Origin of the sequence: Phenylobacterium deserti (genome assembly GCF_003254705.1) — a bacterium.
GTDB lineage: Bacteria > Pseudomonadota > Alphaproteobacteria > Caulobacterales > Caulobacteraceae > Phenylobacterium > Phenylobacterium deserti.
Genome location: NZ_QFYR01000004.1, coordinates 271,058 through 292,305, shown reverse-complemented (window position 1 = coordinate 292,305; position 21,248 = coordinate 271,058). Strand labels below are relative to the sequence as shown.

20 protein-coding genes are annotated in these 21,248 nt (G+C 69.1%); 9 read left to right on the top strand and 11 right to left on the bottom strand.

Annotated features, from left to right (window positions below; genetic code table 11):
* Positions 1-29: 29 nt before the first annotated feature.
* On the bottom strand, positions 30-1,658 hold the full coding sequence (locus DJ018_RS16120) for an ABC-F family ATP-binding cassette domain-containing protein (protein WP_111515996.1): 1,629 nt from the start codon (positions 1,656-1,658) through the stop codon (positions 30-32).
* Between the two features lie 104 nt (positions 1,659-1,762).
* On the bottom strand, positions 1,763-2,086 hold the full coding sequence (locus tag DJ018_RS16115; RefSeq protein ID WP_111515995.1) for a DUF6968 family protein: 324 nt from the start codon (positions 2,084-2,086) through the stop codon (positions 1,763-1,765).
* A 104-nt stretch (positions 2,087-2,190) separates the two neighbouring features.
* On the opposite strand from DJ018_RS16115, the gene DJ018_RS16110 reads away from it, so the two are divergent.
* Positions 2,191-2,541, top strand: a complete 351-nt coding sequence (locus DJ018_RS16110) for a hypothetical protein (RefSeq protein ID WP_133254316.1) — start codon at positions 2,191-2,193, stop codon at positions 2,539-2,541.
* Here the strand turns inward: DJ018_RS16110 and DJ018_RS16105 are convergent.
* Genes DJ018_RS16105 through DJ018_RS16095 form a run of 3 tightly spaced genes read right to left on the bottom strand, consistent with a single transcriptional unit; the run spans position 2,538 to position 6,313 of the window.
* Positions 2,538-3,476, bottom strand: a complete 939-nt coding sequence (locus tag DJ018_RS16105) for a sulfotransferase (protein ID WP_111515993.1) — start codon at positions 3,474-3,476, stop codon at positions 2,538-2,540. The two genes, DJ018_RS16110 and DJ018_RS16105, sit on opposite strands and share 4 nt — an antisense overlap.
* A 34-nt stretch (positions 3,477-3,510) precedes the next feature.
* A complete protein-coding gene (locus DJ018_RS16100; RefSeq protein WP_111515992.1) occupies positions 3,511-4,785 on the bottom strand; it encodes a glycosyltransferase family 4 protein in 1,275 nt (424 codons plus the stop codon).
* A gap of 7 nt (positions 4,786-4,792) precedes the next feature.
* Positions 4,793-6,313 (bottom strand): B12-binding domain-containing radical SAM protein, encoded by a 1,521-nt coding sequence (locus DJ018_RS16095; RefSeq protein ID WP_111515991.1) that lies wholly within the window; start codon positions 6,311-6,313, stop codon positions 4,793-4,795.
* 249 nt (positions 6,314-6,562) lie between these two features.
* Here DJ018_RS16095 and DJ018_RS16090 point away from each other — a divergent pair, with 249 nt between their 5' ends.
* Together DJ018_RS16090 and DJ018_RS16085 are read left to right on the top strand one after the other, a co-directional pair.
* Positions 6,563-6,931 (top strand): response regulator, encoded by a 369-nt coding sequence (locus DJ018_RS16090; protein ID WP_165842950.1) that lies wholly within the window; start codon positions 6,563-6,565, stop codon positions 6,929-6,931.
* Positions 6,932-6,996: 65 nt separating this feature from the next.
* The gene (locus DJ018_RS16085; protein ID WP_111515989.1) at positions 6,997-7,188 is read left to right on the top strand and encodes a hypothetical protein; all 192 of its coding nucleotides are present in this window, start codon (positions 6,997-6,999) and stop codon (positions 7,186-7,188) included.
* A gap of 57 nt (positions 7,189-7,245) precedes the next feature.
* Here the strand turns inward: DJ018_RS16085 and DJ018_RS16080 are convergent, their stop codons facing one another.
* Both DJ018_RS16080 and DJ018_RS16075 read right to left on the bottom strand, forming a co-directional pair.
* Positions 7,246-9,189 carry a methyl-accepting chemotaxis protein gene (locus tag DJ018_RS16080; protein WP_111515988.1) on the bottom strand — a complete coding sequence of 648 codons (1,944 nt, stop codon included), beginning with the start codon at positions 9,187-9,189 and terminating at the stop codon, positions 7,246-7,248.
* A gap of 292 nt (positions 9,190-9,481) precedes the next feature.
* Positions 9,482-10,438 carry a TraB/GumN family protein gene (locus DJ018_RS16075; RefSeq protein WP_111515987.1) on the bottom strand — a complete coding sequence of 319 codons (957 nt, stop codon included), beginning with the start codon at positions 10,436-10,438 and terminating at the stop codon, positions 9,482-9,484.
* 119 nt (positions 10,439-10,557) lie between these two features.
* On the opposite strand from DJ018_RS16075, the gene DJ018_RS16070 reads away from it, so the two are divergent.
* From DJ018_RS16070 to DJ018_RS16060, 3 genes are read left to right on the top strand one after another with little or no spacing between them, the layout of a single operon-like run.
* The gene (locus DJ018_RS16070; protein WP_111515986.1) at positions 10,558-10,905 is read left to right on the top strand and encodes an ArsR/SmtB family transcription factor; all 348 of its coding nucleotides are present in this window, start codon (positions 10,558-10,560) and stop codon (positions 10,903-10,905) included.
* Entirely contained in the window at positions 10,902-11,375 is a 474-nt protein-coding gene (locus DJ018_RS16065; protein ID WP_111515985.1) for an SRPBCC family protein, read from the top strand. Before DJ018_RS16070 ends, DJ018_RS16065 begins: the two co-directional genes overlap by 4 nt.
* Entirely contained in the window at positions 11,372-12,025 is a 654-nt protein-coding gene (locus DJ018_RS16060) for a glutathione S-transferase family protein (protein ID WP_205853791.1), read from the top strand. The genes DJ018_RS16065 and DJ018_RS16060 overlap by 4 nt, the downstream gene beginning before the upstream one ends.
* On the opposite strand, the gene DJ018_RS16055 is transcribed toward DJ018_RS16060, so the two are convergent.
* On the bottom strand, positions 12,022-12,570 hold the full coding sequence (locus tag DJ018_RS16055) for a sugar O-acetyltransferase (protein ID WP_111515984.1): 549 nt from the start codon (positions 12,568-12,570) through the stop codon (positions 12,022-12,024). The genes DJ018_RS16060 and DJ018_RS16055 overlap by 4 nt on opposite strands.
* Positions 12,571-12,637: 67 nt before the next feature.
* Positions 12,638-13,654 (bottom strand): LacI family DNA-binding transcriptional regulator, encoded by a 1,017-nt coding sequence (locus tag DJ018_RS16050; protein WP_111515983.1) that lies wholly within the window; start codon positions 13,652-13,654, stop codon positions 12,638-12,640.
* 204 nt (positions 13,655-13,858) lie between these two features.
* On the opposite strand from DJ018_RS16050, the gene DJ018_RS16045 reads away from it, so the two are divergent.
* Positions 13,859-16,096 carry a TonB-dependent receptor domain-containing protein gene (locus DJ018_RS16045; RefSeq protein WP_111515982.1) on the top strand — a complete coding sequence of 746 codons (2,238 nt, stop codon included), beginning with the start codon at positions 13,859-13,861 and terminating at the stop codon, positions 16,094-16,096.
* Between the two features lie 20 nt (positions 16,097-16,116).
* Here the strand turns inward: DJ018_RS16045 and DJ018_RS16040 are convergent, their stop codons facing one another.
* Positions 16,117-17,364 carry a GAF domain-containing sensor histidine kinase gene (locus DJ018_RS16040; RefSeq protein ID WP_205853790.1) on the bottom strand — a complete coding sequence of 416 codons (1,248 nt, stop codon included), beginning with the start codon at positions 17,362-17,364 and terminating at the stop codon, positions 16,117-16,119.
* 120 nt (positions 17,365-17,484) lie between these two features.
* Here DJ018_RS16040 and DJ018_RS16035 point away from each other — a divergent pair, with 120 nt between their 5' ends.
* Positions 17,485-19,116, top strand: coding sequence for an NAD(P)/FAD-dependent oxidoreductase (locus DJ018_RS16035; protein ID WP_111515980.1), 1,632 nt, complete (start codon positions 17,485-17,487; stop codon positions 19,114-19,116).
* A gap of 63 nt (positions 19,117-19,179) precedes the next feature.
* Complete coding sequence (locus DJ018_RS16030) at positions 19,180-20,283, top strand: DUF5700 domain-containing putative Zn-dependent protease (protein ID WP_165842949.1); 1,104 nt, start codon at positions 19,180-19,182, stop codon at positions 20,281-20,283.
* Between the two features lie 12 nt (positions 20,284-20,295).
* Here DJ018_RS16030 and DJ018_RS16025 read toward each other — a convergent pair whose 3' ends face one another.
* Positions 20,296-21,219, bottom strand: a complete 924-nt coding sequence (locus DJ018_RS16025) for an MBL fold metallo-hydrolase (protein WP_111515978.1) — start codon at positions 21,217-21,219, stop codon at positions 20,296-20,298.
* Between the last annotated feature and the right edge of the window lie 29 nt (positions 21,220-21,248).

Below are 21,248 nucleotides of genomic sequence, written 5' to 3'. Positions count from 1 at the left end.
GCGTTCCAGCCCTTGTGCGCCGGACGGGGTTAGCCGCCCGGGTGCAGGCCCGGCGCTTCCTGACCGGTGCGGGCGACGTACTCGGTGTAGCCGCCGCCGTACTGGTGGACGCCCTCAGGCGTCAGCTCGAGCACGCGGTTCGACAGGGCGCCCAGGAAGTGGCGGTCGTGGCTGACGAACAGCATGGTGCCCTCGAAGTCCGCGAGGGCGGCGACCAGCATCTCCTTGGTGGCCATGTCGAGGTGGTTAGTCGGCTCGTCGAGGACCAGCAGGTTCGGCGGATCGAAGAGCATCTTGGCCATGACCAGGCGCGCCTTCTCGCCGCCGGACAGAACGCGGCAGGGCTTTTCCACGTCATCGCCGGAGAAGCCGAAGCAGCCCGCCAGGGTGCGCAGGGCGCCCTGACCCGCCTGCGGGAAGGAGCGGTCCAGGGACTCGAAGATGGTCTCCTCGCCGTCCAGCAGGTCCATGGAGTGCTGGGCGAAGTAGCCCATCTTGACGCTGGCCCCGATGCTGACCGCGCCCTTGTCGGGCTCGGCCGCGCCCGCCACCAGCTTCAGCAGCGTCGACTTGCCGGCCCCGTTGGCGCCCAGCACGCACCAGCGCTCCTTGCGGCGCACCAGGAAGTCGAGGTCCTGATAGATGGGCTGGGCGCCGTAGCCCTTGTGGACGCCGCGCAGGCTGATCACGTCGTCGCCCGAGCGCGGCGGGCTGCGGAATTCGAACTGAACCGACTGGCGGCGGCGCGGCGGTTCGACTCGCTCGATCTTGTCGAGTTTCTTGACCCGGCTCTGGACCTGGGCGGCGTGGCTGGCGCGCGCCTTGAACCGCTCGATGAACTTGATCTCCTTGGCCAGCATGGCCTGCTGGCGCTCGTACTGCGCCTGGCGCTGCTGCTCGCTCAGCGCGCGCTGCTGGTCGTAGAAGTCGAGGTCGCCGGAGTAGGTGATCAGCTGGCCGGCGTCGATCTCCACCACCTTGCCGATGATCCGGTTCATGAAGGCCCGGTCGTGCGAGGTCATCAGCAGCGCGCCGCCGTAGTCCTTCAGGAAGGCCTCCAGCCAGATCAGGCTTTCCAAATCGAGGTGGTTGCTGGGCTCGTCCAGCAGCATGGCGTCGGGCCGCATCAGCAGGATGCGGGCCAAGGCCACGCGCATCTTCCAGCCGCCGGAAAGCAGGCCGACGTCGCCGTCCATCCGCTCCTGGCTGAAGCTCAGGCCGGCCAGCACCTCGCGGGCGCGAGCTTCCAGCGCATAGCCATCCAACTCCTCGAACCGGCCCTGCACCTCCCCGTAGCGCTCGATGATGGCGTCCAGCTGGTCGGCTTGATCGGGATCGACCATCGCCGCCTCGAGGGTCGCCATCTCGGCGGCCAGGGCGCTGACGGGACCCACGCCGTCCATCACCGCGGCGACCGCGCTCTGACCCGACATCTCGCCGACGTCCTGGCTGAAGTAGCCGATGGTCGTGCCCGGATCGATCGCGACCAGCCCGTCATCCGGTTGTTCCTGGCCGGTGATCATGCGGAACAGCGTCGTCTTGCCGGCGCCGTTGGGGCCGACCAGCCCGACCTTCTCACCCTTCTGGAGGCCCATCGAAGCTTCGATGAACAGAATCTGGTGGCCGTTCTGCTTGGAGATATTGTCGAGGCGGATCATGGGGCGGTCCGCTACCCCGGGGGCGAGGAGAACGCCAGCCTCGGCGGGCGGGCTTTTCGTCCCAGCTGCGCCACGCGAGCGGGTGTAAGCGCCGAAGCGGCGCTTCAGACGGGCGGCGAGGCGCGGACGTCGTCGGCGGTCAGGTAGGCGGGGAGGGGCAGGGTCAGGTCGGTCTGCTCCAGCCAGGTCAGGCGGCCCGTGCGCCCGTGTTCCGACATCAGCAGCTTGATGTGGGCGCCCTGCAGCGCGTTGTAGAGCGCCTGAAGGCCGTCGACGCCCATGCCGTGGCCCTGGCCCTCGCCCGAAAGGCCCTCGATCTCGTAGTCACAGCGCCAGTCCTGTCCGTCGGGCTGCGGCGGAAAGATCTGCAGGCGCACAGGCCCGTCCGGGCTTTCGAAGATGCGTTCGGCGATGGCGGGCGTGGTCATGCGCGCCAAGCTGAAGGCGTCTTGCGACGGTGGTGTGGCGCCGGAACTCCCCAGGGACGGGTCTTGTTTGCGGGCTGAACCCAGACATGACGGAGCCGATCACCATGAACGAGCAGATTCCCGGAGGAGCTGGGCAAGGCGGGTCCGGCCCCAGCGGCGCGGCGGCGCCCAGCACGGGGCAGACGGGTCAGGGCGTCAGCGTCGCCTCGCCCGGCCATGACATCGGCGGCGTCGGCGGAAGCTCGGCGATCGGCGGCGGGCTTGGGTCCGGCGAGTCGCGCGGCAATGCGGCGGGGACGGGCCTTGGCGACGGCGCCACGGGCGGCGAGGCGCTGAACGACCTGGGCGTCGCTTCCGGCGGCATGGGAAGCGACGGCGACCAGGGGCGAACCGACTTGCCGGAGGATGCGCGCGAGCTGCCGCCTGGACCTGGCGCCAGCGGAGAGCGCGCCTAAGCGGCGTGACGGGCTGCGGCGTCCGTTGAGGCACGTCTGAAGGCGCGGGCTTCCAGGCGCATCTGCTGGCGGCCGGTGAGGACGCGGACGAGCGCGCGTTCGACGGCGTTCAGGCCGTCCGAGGTCCTGTCCTGGGCCCGGACGTCGAGGCCGTTCGGCTGGAAGCGCAGCGGGTTGCCGGAGACGCTGTGCCAGGTCGGGCTGTCGCCGGCGCGCCGGGCGGGCAGGCCGAGGCGGGCCATGATGGCCGGGAGCTCCGCCGAGGCGTCCCGGCGAAAGGCGTCGAAGTGGATCGTCAGGCTGCGGCCCTTGTGCTGGTCGAGGAAGTTGCTCGCCTGGGCGTTCCGAAACACCCAGTGGGCGATGGCGTGAGCCAGGGTGCGGGAGCGGGGCATCATGGCGTGGGCGGCGTCCCGCGCCTGCGGCCGCGGCTTGGCGGTGCGCAGGCTCTGGATGTTCGGGGCAGGGCTTCGAAACAGGTGCAGCGGCCGCACGCGAGCGCCGCCGGTCGCCGCGATCGAGGCTGCGAAATGGGCGGGCTTGCTGGAGTCCAGCAGGGTCTTGCCGCCGCCGACCTGATGAGCGGCGCGGTAGAGGGCGCGGGCGAGGTCTGCGAACAGCGGATCGACCGCGTGGGGGCGCCAGACCCTGGCCTCCACGTGGACGACGCCGCCTACGGCCGTGCGGAAGGCCGCATCGAAGCGGCGGGCGTCCGAGGCGTGGAGCTTGCCGAACGCGCGGGCGAGGACCTCCATCCAGAACTCGCACCGGGAGAAGGCCGCGCCGCAGCCGCACAGCTCGTCGCGCAGAAAACCACGGCTCCAAAGGTGGGCGACCTCCCCGAGCGCCGTGACGTCGGCCGCCTGCTGCAGCTTGCCTTCCAGCAGAGTGCTGCCGCTTCGGGCGCAGCCGATGATGGCGACGATGTCGGGCATGGGGGGCGCTCCGATCCGTGGCCCGCCGCGGGGTTCAAGCCGGCGCGCGCTTGCGCCACCCGTCGAGCTCCCGTTGCGCGGCGCGGGGACGATGGAGGCGGCGGTGGGCGGCGTAGACCTCGCCGAGCAGCGGTTCGGGACGGAAGGCCTCCATGCTCGCCGCGACACGGGCGGGATCGATCCGGCCGCCGCGGATGGCGGCGTAGAGCTGCAGCACCGCGGCGGCCATGTCCTGGGCCTGATCGGGAGAGCGGGCGACCAGGGCGCCGCTGACGCCGGGGGAGATGACGGCCTCCAGCTGGGGCAGGTGCAGGGCGGCGACGGGCCGGCCGCAGGACAGCGCTTCGAGCAGGGCGCGCGGCATGCCTTCGAACTCGGAGGTGAGCAGGCCGATGTGCGCCTTGCCCCAGACGGCGGCGATCTCGGCCGGCCGCAGCACGCCGTGGTCCACGACAAGGGGCGCGACGCGCTCGTAGCCGGGGATGGAGGGCAGGTCGCCGTCGCCGACGTAGTGGAGCTCGACCGGTGCGGGCGCGATCCGGGACAGCTCCGCCACCACGTCGAACAGCAGATCCAGGCGCTTGAAGCGGTCGGCGCGTCCGACATAGGCCAGCCGGATCCGGTCGTCCGAAAGGTCGAACGGGGCAGGGCGGTAGGTGGCGGGATCGGCCCAGGTGGTGAGCGTCGCCATCTTGCGGGCGGCCCAGGGGAAGGCGCGCCGGTACATGGCGGTCATCTGCGGGTTCACCGAGAAGAAGCGCGCGGCGGTGGTGGCGGCGAACGCTTCCAGCAGGCCGCGCAGGGCGGTGTGGCGGCCGAGGATCGAGCTCATCGGCTGATCCTTGCGACCCCAGACGTGCACCATCTGGATGAAGGGCCGGCCCAGGGACCAGGCGATGGGCGAGAGCTCCACGCGGCGGATCTCGACCGAATAGCGCCCGGCCTGGAGGACGCTGCGGAGGCGGGGCCAATGTCGAAGAAGGGCTCGGGCGAAGCGGAAGGTCTCCGATCCCGCGATGCTGTCCGGATAGTCGTTGTAGGCGGTGGGGGCCCGGTAGAGCGGCAGGAAGTCGATGGCCCGGCCGCGAAACGTCACCCGGTTGACCGTTCCAGGCTGCAGGTCGCCGATCTCGTCGGGCGCGACCACGAGCAGGCGGAGGTCGGCGGGGCAGTAGGTGATGAAGTCGCGGACGTAGGTGCTGGTGCCGCCGATCTTGCCGCCACGCGGATCGTCGCTGTTGAACAGGCAGACGTTCAGCTCGGGCCCTGGGCGGCGCGTAGTGGCTTGGCTGGCGCGGAGTTCGGACATCGGGCGCTCACATCAGCCCGTCGAACTCGCGCGCCGAAGCGCGGATGGCGCGGCTGTTGATGGCGTAGACGGCGTCCAGCACGCGCTCCCGCGCGCGGCGGTAGGCGGGGGAGCGCTCGGCCTTGTTGACGAAGGCGCGGCGGCCGTAGCGGGCGCTGGGCTCGCCCAGGCGGACGTCAGGAAAGGCGGCGGGCGAGCGGCTGATCTGGTCGTGGATCAACGTGCCCTCGTGCAGGGAGAAGGCGTTGAAGCGGACCCGGTCGATGTAGCGGTTGTGGCGGCCGAGGAACTCGGACGTCAGCTCCAGGTCGCGGGCCGTCTCGCCGGGATAGCCGCTGAACATGGTGCAGCGGACGCTGAGCCCCGCGTCATAGGCCGTGCGAATGAACTCGCTGTTGCCCTCGACGGTGCAGCCCTTGTCGAACAGGTCCAGCATGCGCTGGCTGCCGCTTTCGAGGCCGAAGCTGACGCGGCGCATTCCGGCGCTCACGGCGGCCTTCAGGTCGGTCGGGCTCAGGCCGTTGTCGGGGCGCTGGTCCACATGAACGGTGCCGATCCACTGCGCGCCGGGGACGTTGCTCTGCACGTTCTCGACGATGCCGCGCAGGAGGTGCGGGTTGGAGTTCAGCTTCAGGTCCAGGAACATGAAGTTGCGGGTCTGGTGGCGGCGAGACTGCTCGCGCATCTCGTGCATGACGCCTTCGACGGTCCGGTTGCGGAAGGTCCGACCGGAGACCGAGGTGATGTCGCTGCAGAAGGTGCAGCGGTCCCACTGGCAGCCGCGGCCCGCCATCAGGGGCACGATGCGGACCCTGTAGCGCTCCCACGGGAAGTCGGTGAAGTCGGGCACCAGCATCGGGTTGAGCGGGCGAAGCGGCCGGGCCTGCACGGTGCGCCGGCCGTCCGGCAGGGCGACGCCTTCGAACGCGGTCAGATCGCCGCCGCGGCACAGGGCGCGCACGATGTCCGGCAGGACCAGGTCGGCCTCCGCGCCAACGATGGCGCTGAGACCCGGTATGCCGCGCCAGGCTTCGGCGACGCTGGGCAGGTTGAAGACGGGCCCGCCCAGAAGCACCGGCGTCTTCGCCGCCGCGGCGAGCGCGGCCAGCGCCTGGACGGTGTTGAAGTGCTGCAGATAGGCCGAGAGCAGGATGGCGTCCGGCTTGTCCGCCAACGCTCGGGAGACCATCGACAGGACCTTCGGATGAGGCCGGTTCTGCCGCCAGTAGTAGGCGGAATGGGCGATGTCCCTGGCCATCTTCATGGGGCCGGTGGCGAAGTGCAGCCGCCTGGCGAGATGGTCGAAGTAGCTGTCGGGCCGCTCCCGCTCCACCGCCGGCACGTCGTCCGCGAGCGGGGACAGCAGGTCGGCTTTGATCCCTGCGTTGCGCAAGGACGCCAGGAGAATGCCGATGGCCAGGGTCGGGAAGGTGGAGAAGTTGTTCAGGTCGACAACGACCACGCGAAGCGGCTGCTGGGCCGGCCCCGAGACCGCTTCATCACGCGCTGCCGTTTGACTGCACGCCATGGCGAAGTTCCTTGCGGTGAGAAACACGCAAGCGATGAACTGAATGTCGGCAGATCAGGTCGGACCTGAGGTGCTGCACCTCAAGGTGGCGCCCGCCTGTTGGTCGGCTCAAGTCAACGGGGCGTGAGCCGGCTAACCTACGACACTTCCGGCCCGAACTTCGACGAGCGATCCTGGCCCGGGTTGCAGCGGCAGGTGGGCTCTGGCACGACATCAAGAGCGGGTGGGGGCTCGCGACCAGGAGGCGCCGTGCGAATTCTGCTGGTGGATGACGCCGCCGCCGACGTGGAGCTGTTGGAGGAATGGCTGCGGCGCGGCGGCGCGACCGTCACCCGGGCCCACACCGACCTCGGCGCCTACCATGCGCTGGAAGCCGACGAGCCGCTGGACGCGATCATCACGGACCTGAACCTGGGCTTCGGCACGACGGGCTTCGACGTGGCCCGTGCGGCCCGGCGCCTGCGGCCCGACATCGCCGTCGTCTATGTGAGCGGAGAGCCGATGGCGATCGCCGAGCACGCGGTGGAAGGCGCGGTGTTTGTGCGCAAGGGGCGCCCGTCCGAGACCGCCATGCTGGTGCTCCAGGCGCTGCGGGAATCCCGCGGCGAGCTCAAGTGATATATCAAACGAGATAGACAACAGGCCGCGGTGTCGGGCAGCTTTGCTGTACGGGAGCCGCCAACATGTCGGACGATCGCGACATCTATCGGATCAACGCCGCCACAAGCGCGCGGGCCGCCGCGGAAGCGAGGACGCAAAGCGCGCGCGAGCTGCACCGTGAAGAAGAGGAGCTGTGGCTGGCTCTGGCAGAAAGGTCCGACGCCATCGACGGCTTCGCCAAGTCCGCCATCGCCGCGCTGGACACCGACGACTAGCATTTCGCGCCGAGGCGGCCCGCGGCTGAGCCGGGACCGCCAGGGCGCTGAAGATCCCTAGAATTCTTCCCAGCTGTCGGGTTGAGACTGGGCGTCGGCCTTGCGCAGGGCGCCGCCGCCGCCCGCGTGGGTGGAAAGCGTCTTCATGGCAGGCTGTGGCGCGTGCGCCGGGCGGTGAGCGGCAGGTGCGCGCTGGCCTGGCGAGACCACGTGTGAGCCGCCCACTTCGAAGCGGCCCATCAGGCGCGAGAGCTCCTGCGTTTCCTTGGCCAGGCTGTGGGCGGCTGCGGTGGATTCCTCGACCATGGCGGCGTTCTGCTGGGTCACCTGGTCCATCTGGTTCACCGCGGTGTTGACCTGCTGCAGGCCGGTGGCCTGCTCCTGGGCCGAGGCGGCGATCTCCGAGACCACGCTGTTGATGTCCGTGACCTGGGCGACGATCCGGGTCAGGGCCTCGCCGGTCTGGCCAACTAGGGCGACGCCCTGTTCGACCTGAGCACTGGAGGCGGAGATCAGGGTCTTGATCTCCTTGGCGGCGTCGGCGGAGCGCTGGGCCAGCGCGCGCACCTCGGAGGCGACCACGGCGAAGCCCTTGCCGGCGTCGCCCGCGCGGGCCGCTTCCACCCCGGCGTTCAGGGCCAGGAGGTTGGTCTGGAAGGCGATCTCGTCGATCACTCCGATGATGTTGCCGATCTGGCTGGACGACTGCTCGATGCCCGACATGGCGGCCATGGCGTCGCGCACCACCCGGCCGGAGTGTTCGGCGTCCTGTTTGGCGGTGGAGACCACGGCGCGGGCGTGGGTCGCCCCTTCCGAAGTCTTGCGGACCGTGGCGGTGATCTCGTCCAGGGCTGCGGCGGTCTCTTCCAGGCTGGCGGCCTGCTGCTCGGTGCGCTTGGACAGGTCGTCAGACGCCTGGGTGATCTCGTCGGCGCCGGAGCGGATGCCCAGAGTCGCGCCGCTGATCACCTTCATGGTGTCCTGCAGGGTGGTCATGGCCCCGTTGAAGTCGGCGCGGAGCTTTTCGTACTCGGGCGCGAAGGCCTCGTTCAGGCGGAAGGTCAGCTCGCCCGAGGACAGCTTCTCCAGGCCGGTGGCGATGCTATCCACCACCTGCGCCTGCTGGCGGGCGGCTTCGGCCTTCGCGGCTTCCTGGCGGCGGCGGTCTTCTTCGGCGGCCTTGGCCTGCTCGGCGGTCATGCCCTGGAGGCGCAGCTTCTCGATGGCCGCATCCTTGAAGCTCTGAACCGTGCGGGCCATGGCGCCCACCTCGTCGCGGCGGTCCGCGCCCGGGGCTTCGGCGTCGAGGTCGCCCTCGGCCAGCCGCTGCATGGCGCGGTTGAGGCCGTTGATGGGCGTGGCGATGGCGCGGCTCATCACCCAGGCGATGCCGATCGCGGCGAGAACGCCGGCGATGCCGCCGATGATCAGGGTGAGTTCGGCCCGCGCCTGGTCGGCCTGCTGAGCCGCCGCACGTTTGGTCAGCAGGTCCTGCTCGACCGCGCTGATCTCGGCGAGTGTCGCGCGGACCTGGTCCATGTAGGCCTTGCCGGCGCTGGAGGCTTCCATGCGGCGGGCCCCCTCGACGGTGGCGGGATCCTTCATGGCCTGGATCTCGACCTGGGCGACCTTTTGCAGCCAGCCGTCCGCGGCCTTGGCCAGGGTGTCGATGCGGGCCTGCTGGGCGGCGTTGTCGGCCGTCAGGTTCTTCAGCTCGGCCAGCGCCTCGCCATAGGTCTTACGGCCGGCCTCGAAGGGCTCCAGGAACTTGTCGTCGCCCGCGATCAGGTAGCCGCGCACGCCGGTCTCCTGGTCCACCAGGCTGGCGCCCACCTTAGCGGCGGCGGCGAGAACCTCGTGCGTGTGGTTGTTCCAGCGGGTCGCCTGCGCAACGCCACGCATGTTGGTGATGCTGGCTGCCGAAGAGATGACGCTGATCGCCACAAGCACGGCGAACGCACCCGTCAGTTTGCGTGAAATGGACAGGTCGGACAGACGCATGAGTTGAGCCCCGGAAACCAAACTTTCACGCGAGTGCTTGTGGCGGCTGCGCTTAGTCGGAGTATTCTTATGGTGCAGCTTTCAGAAGTGCTAAGCCCGTAACTTCAGGTTGCCAGGTTGTGGCCGAAAAGCTGGAATGAGTCCGCAAGGGCAATGCACGGTGCAGCGCCTCGGCTTTGCATCTATTCGAGATTTCATCGCAAAGGAGCAAAGGCTGCGGCGGATGCGCGCAGGTCCGTTATTGCAACTTGAGATCGGGCGGCTCGGAAGAGTGGCTTTCGAAGCTTGCAATCTACTCGGGTGTTTCGACCTTGAAACCGCGGGCGCGAAGACGATCCAAGACCCCATCTTCAGCGAGCAGGGGGCGGAATTCCACCAACGCCACGGACTTGCCCGGAGTTTTCAGGGCGTCGGCGATCGCCGCCGTGGAGGCCACAATGCCGGCGCGGATCTCGCCGGCGATACGGGGCGTGTTGGCCAGGCAGCGCCCGAAGCCTCGGTCGGCCTGGGACAGGAAGGCGGCGTCGCCCACGGCCCAGCGCTGGCTGACTTCGCGCAGGCCGCCGGCGCCGCTTTCCGCCTGCCGCAAACCGTCTTCCAGGCAGGCCCGCTGCTGGGCCGGCGGCAGGCCGGCCAGGGCTGACAGGTTGGCCGGCAGGTCGTAGCCATCGAGCTTCCGGATGCGCGGCCTGTCCCGGATCTTCGACGAGCGGGCGATCTTCTCGACCTTGCGGCTGACGCCCGACAGCTCGATCTGGATGAAACGATCGTCGCCGCTGTTGGCCAGGACGAAGCCGGCGAAGGCGGGCTTCAGGTTGTCCATCTCGTCGGGTTCGGCGCCCATGGCCCTGAGGCGGGCCTCGAGCCTCTGGCGCAGCTCGGGCGGCAAGGTGCGGGACATCGGCTCCTTGGAGGCGAACGTCTTGCGGCCGGTCATCAGCAGGGCCATCAGCCGGACCGGGTGAGGCTCGATCTGCCCGCCGATGATCAGGTGCTCGGCGCCTTCCAGGCAGCGCTCCAGCACGGAGGTGTCGAAGGTCAGGTCCTTGGTCGCCAGGGCCGGCGTGGCCATGACGTAGACGGTGCTGTCTTCGTCGCTGACCTTCCACCAAGCCGGGCCGGTCAGGCGGGCGCTGACGACCAGCTCTTCCACCAGGACGCCTTCCGGGTCGAGCGGCGCGGGCTGGGCGAGCGCGGGCGTCGATCCGACCAGCAGGGCGGCCGCCACCATCCACTCCCATCCACGCATGTGACGCCCCCCAACGCTTCGTTTGCAGTGGAGCCGGGGAGGGGCGGGCGGGCAACTTAAGGATCGGCAATCCACGGCGCCGCTTGACTCGCCTGGCCGAAGCTCCAACACTTAAGCGAATGCTACAGTATCAATCCGAACCGCTCGACCTGGCGTTCCAGGCCCTTTCCGATCCGGGCCGCCGCGCCATGGTGGAGCGCCTGAGCTTTGGTCCGGCCTCGGTCAGCGAACTGGCGAAGCCGCTGCCGATGACCCTGTCCGCGGTGGTCCAGCACCTGAAGGTCTTGGAAGAGGCCGGGCTGGTGAAAAGCGAGAAGGTGGGCCGCGTGCGCACCTGCACGCTGGAGATCAAGACGATGACCCAGGTCGAGCGCTGGATCGCCGAGCGCAAGCGCTTCTGGGAGCAGCAGTACGACCAGCTGGAGGCCTATCTGGCCCAGACTGCCGCGGAGGAGAACGACCGATGAGCATCACCAACGCCACCTTCGTCATCGAGCGGGTGCTGAACGCATCGCCGGCACGGGTCTTCGCCGCCTACGCGAGCCTTGAGGCCAAGAGCGCCTGGTTCAAGGCGCCTTCCGACATCGTGACCCTGGACCGCGACTTCGATTTCCGGGTCGGCGGCAAGGAACGCTTCCGCGCCCGCTGGCCCAGCGGCATGACCAGCGACTTCCAGGCGACCTACCACGACATCGTGGAGAACGAGCGGATCATCTTGGTCTATGACCTGTTCCACAACGACGAGAAGCTGTCGGTGTCGCTGCAGACGCTGGAGCTTCGCCCCGAGGGCGGGCGGACCCGCCTGATCCACACCGAACAGGGCTCGTACTTCAGCGGCGGCATGGAGGCGGTGAAGGGTCGCGAGCACGGCACGGCCTGGCACGTCGACAACCTGGTCGCATTGCTGGAAGGCAAGGATGCGAGGGCTTTCACGTGAGCCTGGAGCTCTTCGCCCATCCGTTCTCGTCGTACTGCCAGAAGGCGCTGATCGCCTTCTATGAGAACGACGTGCCGTTCACCTATCGGATGCTGGAGGAGCCTGGGGTCGGCGAAGAGTTCGCCGCCCTGTGGCCGATGAAGCGGTTTCCGATCCTGCGCGACGAGGGGCGCGTGGTGCTGGAGGCCTCCACGATCATTGAGCACCTGCAGGTGCGTCACGCCGGGCCTGTGAAGCTGATCCCGCAGGACCCCGACCTCGCAGTCGAAGCGCGGATGCTCGACCGGGTGTTCGACAACTACGTCATGACCCCGCAAGGCAAGTTCGTCTACGACGCCCTGCGGCCGGCGGACCAGCGCGACCCGTTCGGGGTCGAGGAAGCGCGCAAGATGCTGGACACCAGCTATGCGTGGCTGGACGCGCGTATGGCGGGGCGCACCTGGACGGTGGGCGAGACCTTCACCCTGGCCGACTGCGCCGCCGCGCCGTCGCTGTTCTATGCCGATTGGACCTATGAGATCCCGGCGCGGTTCGAGCACCTGCGGGCCTATCGCGCGCGGCTGTTGCAGCGGCCGTCCTTCGCCCGGGCGGTGGATGAGGCGCGGCGCTTCCGCCACTACTTCCCGCTGGGGGCGCCGGACCGGGACTAGGCGCGAACCCGGGCAGGGTTGCCGACGGCGGTGGCGCCTGGGGGAACGTCGCGGGTGACCACGGCGCCGGCCCCGATCAGGGCGTCATCGCCGATGGTGACGCCTGGCAGGATGATCGCTCCGGCCCCGATCCAGACATTGCGGCCGATCCGGATGGGGCGGCCGAACTCCAGGCCGGAAGCCCGCTCGGCCGGATCGCGCGGGTGGTCAGCGGTGAGGATCTGCACGCCGGGGCCGATCTGGGTTCCGTCGCCGATGACCACCTCCACCACGTCCAGGATGACGCAGTTGAAGTTGAGGAAGACGCCGGCGCCGATGCGGATGTTGAAGCCGTAGTCGCAGTGGAAGGGCGGGCGGATCACCGCCCCTTCGCCGACCTCGCCAAACAGCTCGCGAAGGAGTTCGCGCTGAGCCTGCGCACCGGCCGCCAGTGAGGCGTTGTAGCGCGCCAGCCATGCGTGGCAGGCGGCCTGGTCCGCCTGAACTTCCGGCGAGTTGGCGTTGTAGAGCTCGCCGGCGAGCATCTTTTCCTTCTCGGTACGCATCAGCGTGTTCCCTCTTTTTGCAGATCGGAACGCGTCATTGGTTTAGCGATAAACCACAAGCGGCTGTTCAGGCGGACGCACGTTCCACCAGCGTGAACTCGAGGACCACGTCGCGCTGACGAGGGGCGCCCCCGAGCTCCTGCGTCATCAGCTGGAGCGCCTCACGAGCCATGGCCGCGACCGGCTGCCGGATAGTGGTCAGGGCCGGCCAGACCCGAGTGGCCAGCAGGGTGTCGTCAAAACCCGCAACCGCCAGATCGTCAGGAAGAGAGAGGCCGCGCTGGTGCGCGGCCCAAAGCGCGCCTGCGGCCATGTCGTCGTTGGCTGCGACGATGGCGGAGGGGCGAGGCGCTCGGTCGAGCAGCCGCTCGGCGGCGGCGCGGCCGGTCTCGAAGGTGAACGCGCCCTCGACCACCAGGTCCGGATCATGAGCCAGACCAAAGGCGCGCAGGGCGGCCCGATGGCCGGCTTGCCGAGCAAGGCTGTCGGAATGATCCGGCGGCCCGGCGATCAGCCCGATAAGGGTGTGACCCTGGCTGATCAAACGGGCGGTGAGGGCACGTGCCGCCGCGGTGTTATCGATGCGAACCGTCGCCATGTCGGGCAGGGCGCTGGCGGTCGCCATGGCGGCCACAGCGACGTTCAGGCGGGCGAGCCGCTCGCTTCCGCTTAGCCGTTCGGCGAATGGCGGGATGAGCAGCAGGGCGTCCGCCCCTGAGCGCACCAGATCTTCGGCGGCCCCTTCAGCGGAAGCCCTCGACGGGTCCTCCAGCCGACGGATCATCAGCTGCAATCCCGCTTCGGCCGCCTCCATCGCGACCGCCGCGATGGCCGAGTTGATGAACACGCCGTTCGTGCTGGGGCAGATCAGGCCCAGGCGCGTGGCGCGCGCACCGACCAACCTACGCGCGGCAAGGTTCGGCACGTAGCCAAGCGAGTGAATGGCCGCCAGCACCCGCTCCCGGGTCTCCTTGCCGACACGCCCGGAGCCATTGACGACGTTCGAGACAGTCATGGCGGAGACGCCGGCCACATCCGCGACGGCCTGAAGCGTGCTGCGGCTCGCCCGTGTTCGCCTGTTCATCGGATTTGCCCGCCACGCGCTCGCCACCGCCGAAAGCTGGTGTAGCGCTAAAGCAATCGAGCGCGAAACGCCCGCGCCACATCGGAGGTGGCGGCTGAAGCTGAAGTTCGGTCGTGAGCTTGATCCCGCATTCATTGAATCGCGCCATACTTCGACCGTAAGTGGCGGCGAGCGTGGTTTTGAGTAGCCTGTCCGGGGGGATGGATGCAGGGGTATGGAGTTGCGGCTGCGGCCGCGGCGGTGCTGGCCGGTCCGATGGCGCACGCACAGGCTCAGAGCACGGGGCAGGCTACGACGCCGGCGCGTCCGACGACCCCGGCGCCCGCCAGCTCGAACGCTCAGCGCGCGGCCGAGCCCGGCACCGTCAGCGGGATCACCGTGACGGCGCAGGGGAACGAGACCCGCACCTCCATCGATCGACGCAGCTACAGTCTGGCCAACGACCTGCAGGCGACCGCCGGATCCATCGGCGACGCCCTGCGCAACGTGCCCTCGGTGCAGGTGGACCTGGAAGGCAACCTGACGCTGCGCGGCGACGCCAACGTCACCATCATGATCGACGGCAAGCCGTCCGGCATGTTCCGAGGCGAGAGCCGCGCGACCGCCCTGCAGCAGCTGCCGGCCGACCAGTTCGAGCGGGTGGAGGTGATGACCAATCCCTCCGCCGCCATCCGGCCGGACGGCTCGGGCGGGGTGATCAACCTGATCACCAAGAAGGGGCGGGGCGGCGGGCAGACGGGCTCGGTCCGGGTCGCCCAGGGCAACGAGGGCCGCTACAACGGCGGCGTCAGCTACGCCTACAATTCCAAGAAGATCGGCTTCAGCGCCGATGCGGGCGTGTGGCACGACGAGCGGGACGTCACGTACCTGGACGAGCGCACGCGGCTCTACAACAACCGCTTCTTCGACAACCGCAACCTCACCGACATCCGCAGCCGCAGCGACAGCCGCAACGCCCGCGCGAGCCTCGACTACGACAAGGACGACCTTACCCGCTTCAGCGGCGAAATCCGGCTCACCACCAACGAGAACGAGAGCACCTCCCTGGGCGTCGGCGCGGGCCTGGACAACGAAGGCCAGCTGTTCAACTCGGCGACCACCGAAGGCCTGACCCAGAACCGGTTCTCCAACGGCGAGCTGTCGGCCGGCTACCGCCGCAAGTTCTCCGGCGACGAGCACCTCTTCACCTTCGACGTCAGCCAGGAGCGGACCACCCGCAAGTTCCGCGCGGCCTATTTCACCGACGCCACGCCGGCGCTGGCCGGGCCCTACGCCCAGTTCTACCGCACCGATGACCTCGACAAGACCGAGGCCAAGGCCGAGTACAAGCGGCCGGTGGGCGAGGCGGACCGGCTGGTGGCGGGCTACAATCTCGAGATCAGCCGCTCCGACTACGACAACTACCAGTTCCGGGGGACCGAGCCGCTGCCGCGCACGGCGGACCTTCGCTACACCTACCGCTTCAAGGTCGACCAGCAGGTCCACGGGCTCTACGGCACCTACGAGCACCGGATGGGCGACTTCGGCGTCCTGGGCGGCTTGCGCGTCGAGCTGACCGAGCTGGACGCCGACCAGCTGACCGATCGAGTCAGCGGCGGCAACGACTACCTGATGGCCTATCCCAGCCTGCACCTGCAGTACCGGATCAGCGACGCACAGCAGGTCACGGCCAGCTACAGCCGGCGGATCCAGCGGCCGCAGCTGCAGGACCTCAATCCCGCCCGCCAGTTCCAGGACCCGTTCAACTACAGGCAGGGCAATCCTGGGCTGAAGCCGCAGGAGACCGACAGCTACGAGGCCATCTGGCAGTACCGCAAGAACGGCGCGTTCCTGCTGGGCACACTCTACTGGCGTGACAGCCGCAACGGGGTGACCGACGTCACCCGCGACATCGGCGACGGCATCCTGCTCACCCGGCGCGAGAACCTGACCGGCAGCCAGGCCGGCGGCCTGGAGCTGGTGGCCAATGGGCGTCGTGGGCCGAAGATCTTCTACAGCCTGAGCGGCAACGGCTACTGGACTGAGGTCGAGGGCACCACCTTCGGCTACACCCAGACCCAGTCCGGCTGGACCTACCAGGGCAACTTCTCGGTCAGCTGGCAGGTGACGGCGGCGGACCAGATCCAGGTCAATGGCTTTGGCCGGGGCAAGGTGTTCACGCCCCAGGGCTATCAGAAGCCCAGCGGGATGGTGATGGTCGCCTACCGGCACAAGTTCAACAAGAACTGGACCGGCGTGGTGCAGGTGCAGGACCTGTTCGAAACCATGCGCCAGGAGACGGTGATCGACACCCCGGTCCTGCGCGCCCGAACCAAAGTGGACTTCGCCAGCCGCGCCGTCTTCGTCAGCCTGCGCTACAGCTTCGGCTCGGGGACAAATTCGCGCCGACCGCAGCAGTCCATGGAAGAGGGGCCGCCGGCCGGGGGCATGGGGCCGTTCTAGCGGGGCTCCCCCGAGCCGGATCAGCCCACCGCCTGCAGCGTCTGGGCCGGCTTGGCGCTGGCCGGCAGGGGCATGCGGAAGTCGAAGCGGGTCTCGCGTTCGTCGGAGGTGACGTTCAGGGAGCCGCCATGCGCGGCGGCGATCTGGCTGCAGATGTAGAGGCCAAGGCCCAGCCCCTCGCGCACCTCGCCCGAGCCCTTGCGATTGAAGGGCTGGAACAGGCGGGGGCGGATGTGGTCGGGGATCGGTTGGCCGTGGTTGGCGACGGACAGCTCGAACAGGCGGTCGCCGGCGCGCACGTCAAGCCGAACCGGGTGGCGCGGATCGCCGTGGGTGACGGCGTTGGCCAACAGGTTGGACGTCAGCTGCGCCAGCCGGTCGGGATCGCCGGACACGGGCGAGGCGATCTCGATCGAGGTCAGGATGGTTGCGTGCGGATGGGCGGCCCGAACCTCCTCGACCACCTGCGCCAGCATCTGCGGCAGGTCGTCGGCGTGGCGGCGGCGAAGGCTCAAGCCCCCGCCCAGGCGGCCGCGGGCGAAGTCGAGCACGTCGTTGATCAGCCGCTCCATGCGCCGCACCGAGTTGCGCATCTCGCCCAGGATCGAGTCGGTCCTGCTCTCCGGCTCGGGCTGGGCGAGCAGGGCGGTTCCGGCGTCGATGGCGGCGAGCGGATTGCGCAGGTCGTGGCCGAGTACGGCGATGAACTGGTCGCGCAGGTCGGCGGTCTCGCGCGCATCGAGAAGGGCCGCTTCAGAGACCGCCAGGCGGCGGCTGGCCTCAAGCTGGGCGGCGATCAGCTTGGCGAACAGCTCGAACATCGCGACGGTTTCGGGCGCCGACGCTCGCGCCGGCTTGGGGTCGATGGCGCAAAGGGTGCCGAAGAACTCTCCGTCCGACAGGATGATCGGCACGGCGATATAGCTTTCCAGGCCGTAGGCCTTGGGCGTGTGGTGGTCGCGCCAGCGGGGGTCGGCCGAGGCGTGATCGAAGGCGATGGTCTCGCGGCCGGCGCGAACTTCGTCGCAGAGGGTCGTCTTGATGGGCAGTTCGCCGCCGACGGGCAGACCGAAATCTACCTCGTCTAGGACGGCGCAGGCGAGCCACCGCTTGTCCGTGACGTGCGCGACCACGGTGTAGCGCATGCCTGTCACCCGGGCGCAGACCTGCAGGATCGATTGCACATCCGGCAGGTGGGCGATGTCCTCCAGGGGAGACGACGCCGTGGCGGGTTCTGGCGAAGCGTTGCGATCTAGCACGAGTAGCACCCTAACGGCTTCGTCCGGTTGTTCAATCGTTTCACGGCCATAGCCGTTGGATGCGCCCCAGAAGCAACGCCGATGCCGCAGCCCCATGCACGTTGACCGCAGAGCGGCTAAATAGGCGCAATGCTGCGGATCTCGGAACTCAAGCTGCCCCTCGACCATGCACCGGAGGCTCTGCCGGCGGCGATCGCCAGCAAGCTGGGCGTGGGCGAACGCGACCTGCTGCGCTGGTCGGTGTGGAAGCGGGCGCATGACGCGCGCAAGAAGACGTCGATCCTGAAGGTCTACATCGTCGACGCCGAGGTGAAGGGCGAGGCGCAGGTGCTGAAGCGGCTTGCGGGCGACCCGCACGTGCGGCCGACGCCGGACACCGCCTATCGCCATGTGGCGAGCGCGCCGCCGGCCAGGAGCCTGCGGCCGGTGGTGATCGGGGCGGGGCCATGCGGCCTGTTCGCCGGCCTGATCCTGGCGGAGATGGGCTTTCGGCCGATCATCCTGGACCGGGGCAAGGTCGTGCGCGAGCGAACCAAGGACACCTGGGGCCTTTGGCGGCGCAGCGAGCTGAACCCCGAGAGCAACGTCCAGTTCGGCGAGGGCGGGGCGGGGACCTTCTCCGACGGCAAGCTCTACAGCCAGATCAAGGATCCGCGGTTCCTGGGCCGCAAGGTGCTGACCGAGTTCGTTCAGGCCGGCGCGCCTGAGGAGATCCTGACCGAGGCGCACCCGCACATCGGCACCTTCCGCCTAGTGACCATGGTGGAAAGCCTGCGAGCGAAGATCGAGGGGCTGGGCGGTGAGTACCGCTGGCAGAGCCGGGTCACGGACCTGGAGCTGGAACGTGGCCCGGACGGCCACAAGCGCGTGCGCGGCGTGCACCTGCAGACCGGCGAGTTCATCGAGGCCGATCAGGTGGTGATGGCGGTGGGCCATTCCTCACGCGACACCTTCCAGATGCTTTACGATCGGGGCGTCCACATCGAGGCCAAGTCGTTCTCCATTGGCTTCCGAATCGAGCACCCGCAGTCCTGGATCGACCGGGCGTTGTTCGGGCCCTGCGCCGGGCACCCGGACCTGGGCGCGGCGGCCTATTCGCTGTCGCACCACTGCCGCAACGGGAGGACGGTCTACAGCTTCTGCATGTGCCCGGGCGGGACGGTGGTGGCGGCGACAAGCGAGCCCGGCCGCGTTGTGACCAACGGCATGAGCCAGTATTCGCGCAACGAGCGGAACGCCAATTCCGGCTTCGTCGTGGGCATCTCGCCGGAGGACTATCCGAGCGACCATCCGCTGGCCGGGATCGAGCTGCAGCGGGAGCTGGAGAGCCGTGCCTTCGTGGCGGGCGGCGGAAACTATTTCGCGCCGGGCCAGCTGGTGGGCGACTTCCTGGCGGGCCGCCCTTCGACTGCGCTGGGCGAGGTGATCCCGAGCTACCGCCCGGGAGTGACGCCCACCGACCTCGCGGCCATCATGCCGGACTATGTGGTCGAGGCCATGCGCGAGGCGCTGCCGGTCTTCGGGCGCAAGATTCCCCGCTATGACGACGCCCAGGCGGTGCTGACGGGCGTGGAGACGCGTACCTCCGCGCCCGTGCGGATCACGCGCGGGGCGGACTTCCAGAGCCTGAACGTGCGCGGGCTGTTCCCGGCCGGCGAAGGCGCGGGCTACGCCGGCGGCATCCTTTCGGCGGCGGTCGACGGCATCAAGGTCGCCGAGGCGCTGGCCCGGGCTGTGGTGGGCGAAGCGGCCGCGGCCTGAGGGCGCCGCAGACGGGCTGAGCGTTGCTGCACCTGCCGGAGCTAGATACCTAGGAGCTGTCGGTTGGGGGAAGCCGTTCGCATGCGCGGGATCATCGTTCTGGCTTTCGCTCTGCTGGCCTTCGCGGGGCAGGCGCAGGCTGCGGGCCTCGAGGTGCGGATCGATTCGCGGGCGGCCCATGCGGTGCTCGCCGCTGTCCGGAACGAGAATCTGACGACCGCGCAGGCGTTGGAGATCGCCCGGCTGCCGGGCAATCAGGGCCTGATCCGCAAGGCGCTCGGTTATGGCCGTCCCGCGGACGAGACGATCTTCGCGCAGGCGCTGATGGCGGCCGCGCATCGGCAGGCGGGCGCGCCGGATCCTGGCGTTTTCCGTTTCGATCGGTTGCGTGACAACGCCGAACCTGTGGCCAAGGCGCTCGCCGACCTCGAGGACCCGGCCCAAGGGCTTCTCGAGCGGGGCAAAGCCGACATGGCGCCCTTTGTCCCCGCGGAAGCGACCGGGCAAGTCACCGGCTATCTGGTGGTCGGCGGCACGTCCGGCGGGTTCGCCTTCGGGGAGCCTGCGTTCTACCTCAACATGGAGCGGGTCCCGTCAGCGCGCCTGGCGGCGACGATCCTGATCCACGAGCTTTTCCACGCCGTTCAGACGCAGGCGCAGGCCGGGCGGGCTTCCACCGCCGAGGGAAAGGCGTGCGCTGTGCGTCGCGAGCAGAGCCCGGCGATGTCGGATCTTTTCACCGCCCTCGCCATGGAAGGCGTCGCCAGCCGCGTGGCGGACCTGATCGCCTTGCCGGACACGGTTGATCCCGCCACCGACGAGGAGCGGCGGCGCATGCTGCGCAATGTGCGGATGGTGGGGCGCAGCATCACGCAGTTGGAGCTGTCGGTGCATGGCCTCGCGACAGGCGCCAAGGTCAGCTACCAGGATATCTACGAGCTTGGGTTCTATGGCGACGAGGTGCTCTACGCGCTGGGGTATGTGATGGCCAAGGCGATCGCCGCGGAGCAGGGGGCGGGCGCCCTGGCGGATCTGACCGGCCGTCCGGGCGCTGCGTTTGTGGCCAGGTACGTGGGCCTGAAGTCTTATGGTGGCGAAGACGCGCCCCGGCTCGGAGAGGAAACCGTGAGCTGGGCGCGCCGCCTTTGGCCGTGCACCGGCGCCTGAAGGCGCCGACGTCTAACGGCCTTCCGAAACCCAGACGAAGCCGTCGCCTTGCGGCTTCACGCGGCCGACGCCCGGGTAAGGAAAGTGGATGGCGTATAGGCGCAGGTTCTGGTCGGCCGCACGCTGCAGCAGCGCCCGGCGGCTGGCCTCGGCGGTCGGCGCGTCGCGGTCGAACTGGATGGTCCAGTTGGGCTGGCGCACCGAGATCACGTGGTGATGGGCGCTGTCGCCGATGTAGAGCAGCCGCTCCGCGCCGGACGCGATCTCGTAAGCGCTGTGCCCCGGCGTGTGGCCGGTCACCGGCACGGCGGTGACGAGGCCGGGCAGGACGACCGCGCCTGGTGCGAAGGTCGCAACCTTGGGCGTGATGGCCGTCACCAGCCGCGCCTGTCGGGCGTCGGCCTGCAGCGCCGCCCATTCCGGCGCGGACATGCGGATCGCGGCGTTCGGGAAGGCGAGGGCGCCCGCAGGCGTCAGCAATCCGCCCACATGGTCGCCGTGGGCGTGCGAGATGAAGATGTCGGTGACCTGACCGGCGCTGGCGCCGGCGGCGCTCAGCGCGCTCTGCAGCCGACCCGTCGTCGGGGTGACGCCTTCGCCCATGCCGGCGTCGAACAGCAGGGTGCGGTCGCCGCTGCGCACCAGCAGCGGCTGAAGGCTGAGGTGCAGCTGATCGGCCTGCAGACCCGCCGCCTGCAGCGTCGCGGCGACGTCGGAGGTCGGCCGCCCCACGCCGAAGATCTTGCCGTTGTTGGGAACGGTCATGGTCCCGTCGAGCAGCGCCACGGCGTCCAGCGCGCCGATCTTGAAGCGGGCCGGCGCCTCGACAGGCGCGACCTGGGCCGCGACCTGCGCAGGCTGTGCGGCCGAGGAGACGGCGGGCGCCGAGATAGCGAGCAGGGCGGCCAGGGCCGCAGAGGTGGCGAGGCGGGGCATGGCGGCTCTCAACTGCAGAAGGACGTGCA